Consider the following 12,228-nt stretch of genomic DNA (forward strand, 5'->3'; position numbering starts at 1 on the left):
CTTTGCCATGATGCGTGTTATTCTATGAAACAACCATAGGCGTTACACGCATCAGAAAGACCCGATGACACAACAGAGAAAAGACAGCAAAGACTTGCCAAACCGCAAGCGCGATGCGTTTTTCCGCCTGTTTTCCGGCGAAGGTGCAGCCCTGCGCCGCCTTCACCTGCAAAGCTTTCTGACGATTGGTTTTGAGCGACTCTGGCCTCTCGTGCTGCCTCTGATTCTATTGATTGCGCTTTTTGCAAGCTTAAGCTGGCTTGGGCTTTTTGCGCTGATGCCGCGCTGGCTGCATTTAGGTGTGCTTGGTCTTTTTGCTTTGGCGGCACTTGTCGCGCTTTATCTGCCGTTCCGTTTCCGCCTGCCTGATGAAGATGCCATCACCGCACGCATTGAAGATGTAAACGGCCTGATCCATGAACCCTTGGCCGTGCAAACCGGACAAATGGCGACTGGCAGTAATGATCCTTTTGCAGTCGCTCTCTGGCAGGAACACAAGCGCCGCATGGCCGAGCGCCTGAAAAACCTGCAGTCAGGCGTACCGCGTCCACACATTCCTGAACGTGACCCTTTTGCACTGCGTGCAATCGTGGCTCTGCTGTTCGTGACCGCCTCCGCCTATAGCCTTAGCCCGAACAGCGGGCGCATCGCCGATGCTTTTCATATTCGCGCCGGTGGTGCCACCGCTGTTGCCCGCGTCGATGCCTGGGTAACGCCACCACAATATACGGGCCGCGCGCCGGTATTCCTCAGCACCAATGCTGATGAAGGCAATGTCGAAAAGCCTATAACCGTACCGCAGGGCAGCATCGTCAATATTCGCGTAATCGGCGGCGGTTCTGAAAGATTGACAGCAACCGATGCGACCGGACATCGTCGTGAAGTACAGCCTATCGCGCCCAAAGAAGGCGAAGATGCAACGGCTGAACAGCAGACCAATGTCGATGGCAGCCGCAACTTCCGCTACGATCTTCAACAGGACGAAACCCTGAACCTTTCAGGCAATGATCTCAGCTGGACATTTGCTGTCACACCAGACAATGCGCCGACAATCCGCTTCACCAAAGAGCCGGGCCGCGCCCTCAATGGCACTTTGCAGCTTAGCTATGAGATCAGCGACGATTACGGTGCCACCAAGGCCTATGGTGAAGTCGTACCGCTTGATATTGATCATGAGGAAGAGGAAACCGCTCCTCTTTATGATGCGCCTGAATTACCGCTTGCCCTTCCCCGCCGTGGATCGAAAGAGGCAACGACGTCGAAAGATCTGACCCAGCATCCTTGGGCCGGTCAGAAAGTGGCGCTGACACTTGTTGCAACAGACGCAGCAGGTAAGTTCGGACGCAGCGAAACAAAGATCATCACTCTGCCCGAACGCCCGTTCTCCAATCCACTGGCCAAGGCTGTTGCCGAGCAGCGCCGTATTCTGGCGCTTGATGCCACGCAACGCGACCATGTGCGCGACATGCTTTCTGCATTGATGTTGCGGCCAGAGGAAACGATTAAGAACAACGCCCACTATCTGGGCCTTGTGACGATCCGTACGCGGCTCAAACTCGCGACCAGCGACGACTCCTTGCGAGATACTGCCGATTATATGTGGCAGGTGGCGCTCGGTATTGAAGACGGCAATCTGTCTGCAGCAGAACGGCGTTTGCGTCAGGCGCAGGAAGCCCTGCGTAACGCCTTGCAGAATGGTGCTTCTCAGGAAGAAATCGAAAAGCTGACAGCGGAATTGCGCGAAGCGATGCAGCAGTTCCTGCGTGAATTTGCCCAGCGTCAGCAGCAGAACCCGAATGCCCGTAATCAGCCGATGGACCCGAATGCACGCATGCTGACCGACAAGGATTTGCAGCGCATGATGGATCAGATTGAAAATCTGGCCCGTCAGGGTTCGCGTGATCAGGCCGAACAGCTTCTGTCGCAGCTACAAGACCTGATGAACAATCTGCAGATGGGGCAACAGGCGCAGCCCGGCCAGCAGGGACAAGGTCAGGGCCAGGCCAACCAAATGCAGCAGCAGATGAACAAGCTGGGCGATCTGATGCGCCGCCAGCAACAGATGATGAACGAGACCTTCAAACTCGATCAGCAGATGCAGCAACAGCAATATGGCAGCGGCGAAGGCGAATATGGAGACGACCAGCTTCCAGGCGATAACGGCCCTATGGGACAGGGCGAATCGCAACAGGGGCAAGGTCAGGGTGGCCAGTCCGGCGATACGCCTTCAGATCTGGCGGAGGCCATGCGCAAGCTGCAACAGCAGCAGCAGGCGCTTCAAGACGAACTGAAGAAGTTCAATGAAGACCTCAAGGGCATGGGCATTGATCCCAATCAGGATTTCTCCGACGCCGGAAAATCAATGGGCAATGCAGCCGATGCGCTTGGTCGCAATGAAGGCTCGGAAGCAGGCGATCAGCAAGGCAGTGCTTTGGAAGCACTTCGCCGCGGTGGCCGCGATATGATGCAGAAGATGCAGCAGGCAATGGGACAGGATGGTCAGGGGCAGAGTGGACGAAATGGTCAAAATGGCCGTGATCCGCTCGGTCGCCAGCAAGGCAACAACGGTCCGTCTGATGGCGATGGTGTCAAGATACCGGGAGAGATCGATATTCAGCGCGCCCGCGAGATTCTCGATGAAATCCGCCGTAAGCTTGGCGATGCGCTGACCCCGCAGATGGAGAAGGAATATCTCCAGCGGCTGTTGCAGTTCGATTGATACAAACAGCCGCTAAAAACCAGTTTCTACTCTTTTACGTGGCCCACAAAAGGCAACTGCCGGAACGAATGGCCGACATCCATGCCGTAACCGACGACGAAATAGTCAGGGCATTCGAAAGCGACGAAATCGGCATCCAGATCAACCTTGCGACGCACGCTCTTGTCGAGAAGCACAGCAATGCTGACGCTGCGAGCTCCACGCTCAATCATCAGCTCACGCACAAATTTGAGCGTCTTGCCTGATTCGAGAATGTCATCGATCAGAAGAACGTCGCGGTCTTTTACATCGCTGTCGATATCGCGCAGCAGGCGCACTTCGGTACTTGTCGTACCCTTGCCATAGCTGGAAACGGTGATGAATTCGACATCCGGCTCAACACCTGCATCATGCATTGCACGAATAAGATCGGCTGCGAAAATGAACGAGCCTTTGAGGATGGATATCGTCAGCAGATTATGAAAATCGCGTCCGGCAATCTCTTTTGCCAGCGCGAGATTACGCGCAGCGATTTCCTCCGGGCTGAAAAGCACGTCAATGGTTTTGCCGCCGACCTGAGGCATCTGCTGCGTCTCCTGATTTATAAGCGTAACTAAGCTTTGAAAGGCACGCTCTATATCATGCTTTCAGAAAAATGCACCCTTTTGCATTGCGCGACTTCGCGAACAATTGGACGAAGCATAATCATTTGCCATTTCATTGATTTGATATAGCGTGCCTGCCATGCATCCGGACATTATCGAACTGCGTTCCTTTTACGAAACCACCCTTGGCCATCTCGCCGAGCGATCCATTCGCATGGCGCTTTCGGGTCTTTGGGCGCGTGTACCAGGCGAGCGCTTGGTGGGGCTTGGCTATAGCCTCCCCTATCTCGACCGCTTCAGTGCAGATACCGAGCGAAGCTTTGCTTTTATGCCTGCGGGACAGGGTGCTGTTGCATGGCCTTCATCAGGCAAATCAAGCACCGCACTCGTCTTCGACGAAGAACTGCCTTTGCCTGATTCTTCCATCGACCGGGTGCTGATGGTTCATGCGCTGGAATATGCCGAAAACGCTTCGGAAACGCTGAAAGAAATGTGGCGTGTACTCGCCCCCAACGGACGGCTCGTCATCGTGGTGCCGAACCGGCGCGGCGTATGGGCACGTCTCGACCGCACACCATTCGGCAGTGGTCGCCCTTATAGCCGCACACAGTTAACCGCCCTGCTGCGCGAAGCCAATTTCAGCGTCAACACAATCAGCAATGCGCTGCATTTCCCACCCGTGAAACGCCGATGGATGATGCGTCCTTGCATGGCAGTCGAAGGAATTGGCCGCAAGCTCTGGCCGTTATTTTCCGGCGTACTGGTGGTTGAAGCACAAAAGCGGCTCTATCAGGGTCTGCCTGTCGCACAACGCTCCTCGCGCCGTGTCTTTGTGCCTGTTCTGGCCCCACAAGGAACACCGGTCAGCGGTTTGAGAAAAACCGCATCGAAAGAAACCAAAAAATAGCGCTGCAGCCTTTCACAGTAAGGTTTTTCTCGACTTGAACGCGGCAGAGGTTTATGCCCGCTACGCAACCTTAACATCAGTCCTTTTGGCGGAGCCAAAATCATGACCAATACGCAAGACCTTTCCCGTCCCCAGCCTAAGACCGGCCTGCTCGATATCGCAGCCTATGTACCAGGCAAGGAACACGTAGAAGGCGTTGCAAAGGTCTATAAGCTCTCCTCCAATGAGACCCCAATCGGCCCTAGCCCTCATGCGATTGAAGCCTATCGACACCTGGCCGATACGCTCGCGATCTATCCGGATGGCCAGGCGCAGGCATTGCGCGAGGCAATCGCTGAATCGCAGGGGCTTAACATCGGCAATATCATCTGCGGCAATGGCTCGGATGAATTGCTTGGCTTGCTCTGCCAGACCTATCTGGCTCCGGGCGATGAAGCCATCATCACTGAGCATGGTTTTGCGGTTTACAAAATCCAGACGCTTGGCGCAGGTGCAACGCCTGTGACGGTGAAGGAAAAGGATGAACGCATCGATGTCGATGCGATCCTTGCTGGTGTAACGCCACGCACGAAGATCGTCTTCATCGCCAACCCAGCAAATCCGACCGGCACCTATCTGCCTTTTGAGGAAGTCCGTCGTCTTCATGCAGGCCTGCCGAAGAACGTTTTGCTGGTGCTGGATGCAGCCTATGCAGAATATGTTCGTCGCAACGATTACGAGTTCGGTCTTGAACTGGTATCGTCGAACGAAAATGTCGTCATGACCCGTACCTTCTCAAAGATTCACGGTCTGCCGGGCCTGCGTATCGGCTGGATGTATGCCCCATTGCACGTTATCGATGCGGTCAACCGTATTCGCGGCCCCTTCAACATGAACTCGGCAGCAATCGCTGCCGGTGCCGCCGCAATCCGTGACCGCGCTCATGTGGTGAAGTCTGTCGAATACAATGAAAAATGGCTGACATGGCTCACCGACGAATTCACCAAGCTAGGGCTTCGCGTCACTCCATCGGTTACAAACTTCCTGTTGTTCCATTTCCCGGAAGATTCCGCACATTCTGCAGATAAGGCGGATGAGTGGCTTTCAAAGCGCGGCTATATCCTGCGTCGCGTAGGCGGCTACGGCTTCCCGAATGCATTGCGCATGACGGTCGGTACGGAAGAAGCCAATCGTGGCGTTGTGGCAGCTCTGACCGAGTTTCTGAAGTAAGACGATGTCCACGATCCATTTCGAAAAAATCGCGCTTATCGGTATCGGCCTTATCGGATCATCGCTGGCGCGTGTCATTCGCCGCGAAGGCCTTGCCAATCATATCGCCATTGCAACACGCAGTGCCGAAACATTAAAGCGCGCCGAGGAATTAAACCTCGGCGACAGCTACTCGACCGATAGTGCGCAAGCCGTTCAAGATGCTGATCTCGTCATCGTATCGGTGCCTGTCGGTTCGTCCGGCACCGTTGCCAAGCAGATTGCTGCACATCTGAAGCCAGGCGCTATCGTAACCGATGTCGGATCGACCAAGGCGTCCGTTATCGCGCAGATGCAGCCGGAACTGCCGGCCAATGTGCATTTCATTCCCGGCCACCCTCTCGCGGGTACGGAATATTCCGGTCCTGATGCCGGTTTTGCGGAGCTCTTCACCAACCGCTGGTGCATTCTCACGCCTCTGCCGGACACCGATCAGGCGGCCATAGACAAGCTTTCCGCGTTCTGGACGGCTTGCGGTTCGCGTCTCGATCAGATGGACCCACAGCACCATGATCTGGTATTGGCAATCGTCTCGCATCTTCCGCATATCATCGCCTATAACATTGTTGGTACAGCCAGCGATCTGGAGCAGGTGACAAAATCGGAAGTCATCAAATATTCGGCTTCGGGTTTCCGTGATTTTACGCGTCTGGCCGCGTCTGATCCAACCATGTGGCGCGACGTCTGCCTCCATAACAAGGACGCAATCCTTGAGATGCTGGCGCGTTTCTCGGAAGATCTCGCTTCGTTGCAGCGCTCGATCCGCTGGGGCGATGGTGAGGCTCTGTTTGATCTCTTCACCCGCACGCGTGCGGTGCGCCGTAGCATTATCGATGCTGGTCAGGAAGTCGACGCACCGAACTTCGGACGTCAGGCGGCCGCTGAGATCAGCGAAAAGAAATGATAAATTAGGGCAGACGAACACTCTGCCCTATTCCAAACCGCCTTACAAAGTCGGCAAATGTCCTAATGGAATAAAACCAGCGCTGGCTCTTCCCTTACGAACGGCAATCTCGATAACGGGGTTGCCGTTTTCGTCTTTCGGCATGGCGGAAAGAGCAAAAAGAACAGTAGCGATATTGCCGCCCTGTTCCGGAAACACGGTTTGACCGGCTTGCGCAAAGGATTGCGGGTTGACCATCGTGACCTTCAGGTCAGCATCAATCTCACCTTCCAGATCGACTGAAAAGGGACCAGCTACCGAAAGCACCGCACCATTGGGCATGGATAGAAATGCCTGATTGATCACACCACTATGGCCGCGCATCCGTTCGTTAAACGGTGCAGGACTAGGTGCCAGAAACGTTCCCGCATTGGCAATTACGATATCGGCCAGACCATCGATTTCCGGACTCTTGGCACTGCCAATAACGGATGGTTCCAGCTTGAGGGCAGCAAAGCGCCCATTGATCTTGAGCTGATCATCTTCGCTGCTCATGCGGAGATTCATCTGCTCTAGCTTGCTAAGAGGCTGGGTGGTCGTGGTTTCTGTACGCACGCCGACTGTTACATCGCGCGCATCAAGCTCGATCTCGGTAGGGAACGGACGCGAAAGACGCGTGTTGGAGGTAAATTTGCTCCAATTGACCTCAAGTGGCTGAAAGCCGGGAAACTCGACAAAAGCAGGTCCACCAAGTTCATTGCTGAGTGAACGCGGCGCATAAACCGGAGACCCTGACGTGAAACGTCCGGCACGCAAAGCCATACCTTCAGAGGGCTTCTGCCACGAAATACTGGCACAAACCACATTCACACGGAGCGGATATCCGCCCATGTGAAGATTCTCGCATTGCACGCCCACACCTTGCGATGCAAGCTTTGCCATATCGGCCTTGGCACGCGTTTCAATCTTGCCTGCCAGATAAAACCAGCCTGCTGTATAGGCAGCGATCAGCACCAGGACGATGACGGCAATCGTAACAGGGCGCTTCCTGGATTTTTTGGTTTCAATACCAGCATGCGCCATTGAAAAAGCCTCTTTCAATCAGATACTTGGTTGAGGTGACAAAGCGAAGGGCATTTCCAACCCGAACAATCATCATCTGTTCTGCTGTTCCCAACAGGTGGCTATATTATGGCAGGATTGAGTCTCGTGAAGTTCGTCCGATTAAAAAACGCGGGATATCTTGAGATTATCGATAAAAACCAGCCATAATTGTCCATATATAGATTTGATATCATGACAATGCGTACGAGCGACATGCGAAAGAATGATTTCTGGGTATTTGGTTACGGTTCGCTGATGTGGCGGCCTGGCTTCGCACATGTCGAAACAATGCGTGCGCGCCTGCATGGCTATCGCCGCAGCCTCTGCATCTATTCACACGTTCATCGCGGAACACCGGATCATCCCGGCCTTGTTTTGGGGCTTGATGCTGGCGGATCATGCCTCGGCATCGCCTTCCGTGTACCCGGCGATATGACAGACGAAGTCATGGTCTATTTGCGCGAACGCGAAATGTCCAATCAGGTCTATCACGAAAAATGGCTCCGCCTTCGGCTAGCGGACGGGCGCGATGTGCAGGCTGTAACCTATGTCGCCGACCGACGGCATATCCAATATGCCGGTTCGCTCAAAGCCGAAGACGCCGCAGCAATCGTTATCTCAGCACAGGGAGATTCCGGTGCCAATCTTGACTATGTTGCCAACACGCTTGAGCATCTGCGCAATATGCGTGTGCGGGATCATGCGCTTGAACATGTCAACGATCTGATATGCACCAAAGTGAATCGGCAAAAGCACGACACAGCCTGATCAACTCTGTCCGTAACGACGAAAATGATCGGCCAGCGCCTCTTTGCCGTTCACGATCATTATTCCCGTTATCACAAATACCGTGCCCACCACGAAACTGGTTTCAATCGGCTCGCCCAAAATGATCGCACCAAAAATCACCCCGAAAATTGGCGTCATGAAAGAGAGTGAACCCAATTGGGATGCCCGATAAATCCGCAAAAGCTGAAACCAGATCAGAAATACCGCAAAAGATACAATGACAGACTGAAACGCGAAGCTGCCCACCAGCATAGTGGTCCAGTTGATCTCCACTTGCCCCATCAGGGATGCGGCAACCGACAAGGTCACGAAGGCGGTTAGAAGCTGGTAGAGCAAGGTCTGCTTCGCTGGCAGTGCCGCAAGACGTGAACCACGGACCACAACGGTCGTTGCTCCCCATGCCACCCCCGCGAGCAGGCAAAGCCCATCGCCAATAACCATGGCCTGGAAATCACCATGGACAGCCTCACCGCGAACAAGGAAAGCTATCGCTATGCCCATAAAGGCAATGCCGATGCCGCCCCATTGTATGGTGGTCAGGCGCTCTGATGGCACCAGAAGATGCAAACCAAGTGCCGCAAAGAGTGGTGCTGTATAAAGCAAAACCACAGCATGAGCGGCTGAGGTTAGTCGCAACCCTTCCCCAAGAAACAGATATTCAAGCGCAAACAGCAAACCGACCAGCAGGCCAGGTTTCCAGATTCCATTGGCAATAGTCAGCGTTTCACGCCGCGCGATCATAATAGCAGCGATTAATGCAGCCCCCACGCCCGACCACAGCGCAATTTGGAACAATGGCGAAATATCCGAAGCCGTCAATTTCAACAGCACCTGCTGCAAGCCGAGGCTGATGCAAACAAGAAGCATCATTCCAAATGCATGCGTGTTGACGGGCTTACGCTCCATTGTCCGAATCCTCGTGATTAATTCGAACAACGGGTGTACGCTTGTCGGGTATAGGGCATATAGCTTAAAACTGACAAACCTTATCGCAGGATTGCCATAATGGCGGGAATAGCTCTCGAACCTACGCATCAACCTCCCTTTACAGAAGCCTTGCCGGAGCCGCTATTCTTTCGAACAGCCTGCATGCCACCGGCTGCGCGCTATCCCATGCATCGCCACGATTGGGGAGAGTTTGTCTATTCCTTCACTGGTGTAATGGAGGTGCGTATCGGCGACAGCCATCTGCTGGCCCCGCCGCAATATGGGATATGGCTTCCTCCGCATATCGAGCATCAAGGCCTCAATCGTCAGGAAGTGTGCTACTGCTCGCTCTATGTGACCGAAGAGCTTTGTACTGATCTTCCAGCCAAGGCCTGCGCGCTCAACCTCAATCCACTGATCCGCACTTTGCTTGAACATCTGCGTATGAAGAAGCCATCGCAACCACAGCAACCGCAAGAAACACGGCTGCTGCATACGCTGCTTGATCAGCTGGCTATTGCTCCATGTGCGGGTTCCTATCTGCCTTCCAGCACGGACCCTGCCCTCCAAAAGATATTGTCGATCCTTGAAGATGATCCAAGTGACAATCGCACCCTTCACGCTCTTGCGAAGATCGCCAATACGTCCGAAAGAACACTGATGCGTCGTTGCAAACAGGAGCTGGGCATGAGCTTCCCTGAATGGAAACAGCGGCTAAGGACGTTGAAAGCCATGCCGCTGCTCGAAAAGGGAGCAAAAGTCGAACATGTGGCGCTTGACCTTGGCTATGCCAGCGCATCAGCTTTCATCGCCATGTTCCGCAAATTGATGGGTATCACCCCCGACGAATATCGCAGACAAATCGGTGCCTGAACGGACATAGCGACAAGCTCTAGCGGCAATTGCAGCAAACTGCCCCTGATTTCTCCTGCAAGCATACAGGAGATATTAAAGTTGCATTGCTTGTACGGCTTGCCCTTGTTCTTGCCCAAAGCAACCGCTACATCTCGGCTCAAGCATCGCTCCGTAGCCTGACTGGATTGGGACAGTACGATGCAAAGTTCAAAGGGTTGGAGCGGTCTTCCTGGGTCAGTTTATGATCTGTGCCGCTCCGATTGCCAAGGAGACCTTTATGATCGCACTGTTCCGCACCATTGATCTGGCGCTCGATATCTATACTTGGATCATTATCGCTAGCGCCGTTTTCTCATGGCTCTATGCGTTCAACGTCGTCAATTCTTCCAATCGCTTTGTCGCATCGATCGGTGAGTTTCTTTACAAAGTAACTGAACCGGTCCTGCGTCCACTCCGCAATATCCTGCCCAATCTCGGCGGCATCGATATTTCGCCTATCGTCGTCCTGCTGATTATCTTCTTCATCCGTCAGTTCATGTGGACGACGCTGCTTCCCGCACTTCTGTAAGAAGCCCATACTTAACCAGACAAACAAAAACGCCCGGACTTTCATCCGGGCGTTTTTGATTAAACATATAAGGCAGATTACTTGCCCTTGGCGCGTTCAATCGCTTCAACGATGAACTTGCGAGCGTAATCTTCATCGCCCCAATCACCGATCTTGACCCACTTGCCTGGTTCCAGATCCTTGTAGTGCTCGAAGAAGTGCGCGATCTGCTTGAGCGTGATTTCCGGAAGATCGGAATAATCATGCACCTTTGCATAACGCTGCGTCAGGTTTGGCGAAGGAACTGCAATGATCTTCTCGTCCTTGCCGGAATTGTCTTCCATCACCAGAACGCCGATTGGGCGAACATTGATCACGCAGCCAGGAACCAGCGGACGGGTGTTGCAGACCAGAACGTCGATTGGGTCGCCATCTTCCGAAAGCGTGTGCGGCACGAAGCCGTAATTGCCCGGATAGGTCATTGGCGTGTAGAGGAAGCGGTCCACAATCAGGGCGCCAGCCTTCTTGTCCATCTCGTACTTGATCGGCTGTCCGCCGACCGGCACTTCGATGATCACGTTGACGTCTTCTGGCGGATTGTTGCCGATGGAGATAGCATCAATATTCATGATGGGTCCTTTCGTGTCGCGCTCTGATAACGGGTTTCATGTTTCCGTGCAAGAAAAACGAAAGTTCAACAAAACGCGGCGAATTGTCATTGTTGCAATGCAACTGAGCGTGATTGGCTATTAAGAGTTAGGAGGAAGTTGTTTCGCCCAATTCCTTCAGCCTTTCGATAGCTGTTGGCGGCATGGGCGGAGCATTGGTGTCGCGACTTGCTGCAACCAGCAGTTCGTCACAAGCCGTCTCCGTCGTTTCTATCAAACGACGGAGGAATTCTTCTTTCTCAAGGCCCGCCGGAATGGGCGGCAGCACACGGCAGCGAATGGTGCCCGGAAAGCGCAGGAACTTTCGGCGTGGCCAGTAAAGCCCCGCATTGTGAGCAATCGGCAATACAGGCAGGTTCAGCGCTTCGTAAAGATGCACAATGCCGTATTTATACTGCGGCGGCGCTCCCGGTGAACGGCGCGTGCCTTCCGGATAGATGAGAATCTGGCGACCTTCTGCAATCGCCTTCTCCGCTCCCTTGGTGATGGAATGAAGCGCTTTGACGCGCGATCCACGATCAACCGGGATCATTTCCATCTTGGCAACATACCAGCCAAAGAGCGGTATTCGCATCAATTCACGCTTGAGGATCAGAACAGGATCGTCAAGCTGCGGCAGGAACGCGTAAGTGTCCCATGCAGACTGATGCTTGGGCGCAACGATATAAGCGCCTTCGGGAATATTCTCGAGGCCTTCGATGACGTAATCCGTACCGGCGATATATTTCTGCAGCCACAGGTTAACCCGCGCCCATGTCTTGGGAACGATCCATGCCTTCTTGCGGGGAAGCAGAAAATAGAACGGCGTATAAAGGATCATCTGCACCAGAGTGCCGATGTAAAAAGCCAAATTGAACAGGATTGAGCGCAGATAGAGAAGCATCGTATCGGCGAAGACCTTAAGTGGACCTGATGCAACCGCATCAGATGACAGAATTTCGGTGCTTTCTCATGAAAGCTGCGGCACCCGATATATCAGGAAGCTGAGCTTTTTCCA

Annotated in this window: 12 protein-coding genes; 7 read left to right on the forward strand and 5 right to left on the reverse strand. The window is 53.7% G+C overall.

All coding sequences use genetic code 11. The features are described 5' to 3' along the window. The first annotated feature begins 64 nt into the window (after positions 1-64). Positions 65-2,719, forward strand: coding sequence for a TIGR02302 family protein (locus tag CEV34_RS06010; RefSeq protein ID WP_007872069.1), 2,655 nt, complete (start codon positions 65-67; stop codon positions 2,717-2,719). A 26-nt stretch (positions 2,720-2,745) separates the two neighbouring features. Here CEV34_RS06010 and hpt read toward each other — a convergent pair whose 3' ends face one another. Then, entirely contained in the window at positions 2,746-3,282 is a 537-nt protein-coding gene (gene hpt, locus CEV34_RS06015) for a hypoxanthine phosphoribosyltransferase (RefSeq protein WP_007872070.1), read from the reverse strand. A gap of 160 nt (positions 3,283-3,442) precedes the next feature. Between hpt and CEV34_RS06020 the strand changes: the two genes are divergently transcribed. The 3 genes from CEV34_RS06020 to CEV34_RS06030 all read left to right on the forward strand — a co-directional run bounded on the left by CEV34_RS06020 (position 3,443) and on the right by CEV34_RS06030 (position 6,362). Next, positions 3,443-4,210, forward strand: coding sequence for a class I SAM-dependent methyltransferase (locus CEV34_RS06020; RefSeq protein ID WP_007872072.1), 768 nt, complete (start codon positions 3,443-3,445; stop codon positions 4,208-4,210). A gap of 102 nt (positions 4,211-4,312) precedes the next feature. Next, positions 4,313-5,419, forward strand: a complete 1,107-nt coding sequence (gene hisC, locus CEV34_RS06025) for a histidinol-phosphate transaminase (protein WP_094543464.1) — start codon at positions 4,313-4,315, stop codon at positions 5,417-5,419. Between the two features lie 4 nt (positions 5,420-5,423). Beyond that, positions 5,424-6,362, forward strand: coding sequence for a prephenate/arogenate dehydrogenase family protein (locus CEV34_RS06030; protein ID WP_007872079.1), 939 nt, complete (start codon positions 5,424-5,426; stop codon positions 6,360-6,362). Positions 6,363-6,404: 42 nt separating this feature from the next. Here CEV34_RS06030 and CEV34_RS06035 read toward each other — a convergent pair whose 3' ends face one another. Then, positions 6,405-7,424: a DUF2125 domain-containing protein gene (locus CEV34_RS06035; RefSeq protein ID WP_094543466.1), complete on the reverse strand. Its 1,020-nt coding sequence runs from the start codon at positions 7,422-7,424 to the stop codon at positions 6,405-6,407. A 219-nt stretch (positions 7,425-7,643) separates the two neighbouring features. On the opposite strand from CEV34_RS06035, the gene CEV34_RS06040 reads away from it, so the two are divergent. Continuing rightward, positions 7,644-8,213, forward strand: a complete 570-nt coding sequence (locus CEV34_RS06040; RefSeq protein WP_007872084.1) for a gamma-glutamylcyclotransferase — start codon at positions 7,644-7,646, stop codon at positions 8,211-8,213. Here the strand turns inward: CEV34_RS06040 and CEV34_RS06045 are convergent, their stop codons facing one another. Further along, a complete protein-coding gene (locus tag CEV34_RS06045; RefSeq protein ID WP_094543468.1) occupies positions 8,214-9,140 on the reverse strand; it encodes a DMT family transporter in 927 nt (308 codons plus the stop codon). Between the two features lie 183 nt (positions 9,141-9,323). Here CEV34_RS06045 and CEV34_RS06050 point away from each other — a divergent pair, with 183 nt between their 5' ends. Together CEV34_RS06050 and CEV34_RS06055 are read left to right on the forward strand one after the other, a co-directional pair. After that, positions 9,324-10,034: an AraC family transcriptional regulator gene (locus CEV34_RS06050; protein WP_007872089.1), complete on the forward strand. Its 711-nt coding sequence runs from the start codon at positions 9,324-9,326 to the stop codon at positions 10,032-10,034. 259 nt (positions 10,035-10,293) lie between these two features. After that, positions 10,294-10,584 carry a YggT family protein gene (locus tag CEV34_RS06055; RefSeq protein WP_007872091.1) on the forward strand — a complete coding sequence of 97 codons (291 nt, stop codon included), beginning with the start codon at positions 10,294-10,296 and terminating at the stop codon, positions 10,582-10,584. Between the two features lie 77 nt (positions 10,585-10,661). Here the strand turns inward: CEV34_RS06055 and ppa are convergent, their stop codons facing one another. Next, positions 10,662-11,192 (reverse strand): inorganic diphosphatase, encoded by a 531-nt coding sequence (ppa, locus tag CEV34_RS06060; protein WP_007872105.1) that lies wholly within the window; start codon positions 11,190-11,192, stop codon positions 10,662-10,664. A gap of 127 nt (positions 11,193-11,319) precedes the next feature. Continuing rightward, entirely contained in the window at positions 11,320-12,114 is a 795-nt protein-coding gene (locus CEV34_RS06065) for a lysophospholipid acyltransferase family protein (protein WP_007872111.1), read from the reverse strand. Positions 12,115-12,228: the final 114 nt, after the last annotated feature.

Origin of the sequence: Brucella pseudogrignonensis, assembly GCF_002252525.1 — a bacterium.
GTDB classification, from domain to species: Bacteria; Pseudomonadota; Alphaproteobacteria; order Rhizobiales; family Rhizobiaceae; genus Brucella; species Brucella pseudogrignonensis.

Bases quoted from the DNA above. Each gene is read 5' to 3' on its own strand.
- CEV34_RS06030 (WP_007872079.1), top strand. From the start codon at position 5,424: ATGTCCACGATCCATTTCGAAAAAATCGCGCTTATCGGTATCGGCCTT.
- ppa (WP_007872105.1), bottom strand. From the start codon at position 11,192: ATGAATATTGATGCTATCTCCATCGGCAACAATCCGCCAGAAGACGTC.
- CEV34_RS06020 (WP_007872072.1), top strand. From the start codon at position 3,443: ATGCATCCGGACATTATCGAACTGCGTTCCTTTTACGAAACCACCCTT.
- CEV34_RS06010 (WP_007872069.1), top strand. From the start codon at position 65: ATGACACAACAGAGAAAAGACAGCAAAGACTTGCCAAACCGCAAGCGC.
- hisC (WP_094543464.1), top strand. From the start codon at position 4,313: ATGACCAATACGCAAGACCTTTCCCGTCCCCAGCCTAAGACCGGCCTG.
- CEV34_RS06035 (WP_094543466.1), bottom strand. From the start codon at position 7,424: ATGGCGCATGCTGGTATTGAAACCAAAAAATCCAGGAAGCGCCCTGTT.
- CEV34_RS06040 (WP_007872084.1), top strand. From the start codon at position 7,644: ATGCGTACGAGCGACATGCGAAAGAATGATTTCTGGGTATTTGGTTAC.
- CEV34_RS06055 (WP_007872091.1), top strand. From the start codon at position 10,294: ATGATCGCACTGTTCCGCACCATTGATCTGGCGCTCGATATCTATACT.
- CEV34_RS06045 (WP_094543468.1), bottom strand. From the start codon at position 9,140: ATGGAGCGTAAGCCCGTCAACACGCATGCATTTGGAATGATGCTTCTT.
- CEV34_RS06050 (WP_007872089.1), top strand. From the start codon at position 9,324: ATGCCACCGGCTGCGCGCTATCCCATGCATCGCCACGATTGGGGAGAG.
- CEV34_RS06065 (WP_007872111.1), bottom strand. From the start codon at position 12,114: ATGCTTCTCTATCTGCGCTCAATCCTGTTCAATTTGGCTTTTTACATC.
- hpt (WP_007872070.1), bottom strand. From the start codon at position 3,282: ATGCCTCAGGTCGGCGGCAAAACCATTGACGTGCTTTTCAGCCCGGAG.